At 68.3% G+C, this 1,647-nt stretch carries 1 protein-coding gene; it reads right to left on the bottom strand.

All coding sequences use genetic code 11. The features are described 5' to 3' along the window. Window positions 1-1,647: AMP-binding protein (locus tag V7004_RS15775; RefSeq protein WP_334145222.1), on the bottom strand; the 1,647-nt coding region annotated here is incomplete at both ends.

Raw genomic sequence — 1,647 nt, 5'->3', positions numbered from 1 at the left:
GACGCCGGCGGCCTCGCGGTCCCAGGTGTCGGGGGTGACGCCCTGCTCGCGCAGCTTCACCTTCTGGACCCGCTCGGTGGGGGTCTTGGGCAGGGAGTCCACAAAGCGCAGGTAGCGCGGGACCATGAAGTAGGGCATCCGCTCGGCCAGCCAGTGGGTCAGCTCGACCGGGTCGGGGGCCTCGCCGTCGGGGATCGCCACCACCATGATCTCGTCCTCGGCCGAGGCGCCCTCGCCGGCCTTGACCCCGATCGCGGCCGCCTCGCGGATCTGGGGGTGGGCGGCCACCTGCTTTTCCACCTCCATCGAGCTGACGTTCTCGCCCCGGCGGCGGATGTAGTCCTTGACCCGGTCCATGAAGTAGACGTAGCCGTCCTCGTCCATGCGCCCCAGATCGCCCGTGTGCAGCTTGAGGTTGCGAAAGTCCTCGGCGGTCTTCTCGGGCATGCCGTAGTAGGCGCGCATGACGATGTTGGGGATCTTCATGTCGACCACGATCTCGCCCGGGGTGTTGGCGGGCAGCGGCCGGTCGGTGCCGGGCTCGACGATCGTGACCTCGTATCCGGGGTTGGCCTTCCCGCAGGAGCCGGGGATCGGCGGCTTGGTGGGGTCCATGTAGGTGGCCATGCCGGTCTCGGTGAGCCCGTAGCCCTCGATGAAGCGGATCCCGAAGCGCTCCTCGAACTCGTGGTAGATGTCCTTGGGGGCGGGCGCGGCGAAGACCGTGTGCACCTTGTGGGCGCGGTCCAGGTCCGAGGGCGGGATGTTCCAGATGAAGTAGGCCACCGCCCCGATCGAGTTGAAGATCGTGGCCTCGGCGTCGATCACCTGGCGCCAGAACTGGCTGGAGGAGAAGCGCTCCACGTAGGCCACCCGGGCGCCGGCGACAAGGGCGGGGTAGCCCGAGAGCACCTGGGCGTTGGAGTGGAAGAGGGGAAGGCAGGAGAAGAAGGTGTCCTCGGACAGGCTCTCCCAGCCGGTGCCCTTCATCACCCCGAGGCCCTCCAGGAGGCCCCGCGCCGAGAAGTAGTCGGCGGCGTTCTGCTTGATCACGCCCTTGGAGCGGCCGGTGGTGCCGGAGGTGAACATGATCCGGGCATCGTCGGTCCAGGAGTACTCGACCTCGGGCGGGGAGTCGGGGGCCTCATAGAGGGCCGACAGCGGCTCGTGGGGAAGGGCCGGGTCGGGGCCCTCGCGCTGGCCCGACTCCATCACGATCACGTGCTCGAGGGCGGGAAGCTCGCCCTTGATCAGGTCGAGCCGGTCCAGGTACTGGTCGGAGATGATGAGCTTTTTGGCCTCGACCAGGTTGATCGTCCAGCTCAGGAAGTCGCCCTTGTAGGCGGTGTTGATCGAGCTCATCACCGCGCCGGCCTTCAGGATCCCGTACCAGACCGGCACGAACTCCTCGCAGTTGGGCAGCATCACGCTCACCGACTCGCCCCGCTGCACCCCGCGGGCGCGCAGGGCGTTGGCGATCCGGTTGGCGCGGGCGTTGACCTCGCCGTAGCTCAGCCAGGGCCGGTCGGCGAACTTCAGGTAGTCGCGGTCCGGGTGCTCTTCTGCCCGGCGGGCAAGGATCTCGGCGAGCACCCACCTGGTGGGGTCCTCGCGGGTGTACCAGTCGCTCCACTCGCCCATGGTGTC

The sequence above is a fragment of the Rhabdothermincola sp. genome (assembly GCF_036846205.1).
GTDB lineage: Bacteria > Actinomycetota > Acidimicrobiia > Acidimicrobiales > Acidimicrobilacustridaceae > Rhabdothermincola.
This window is presented reverse-complemented; position numbering and strand designations above follow the sequence as displayed.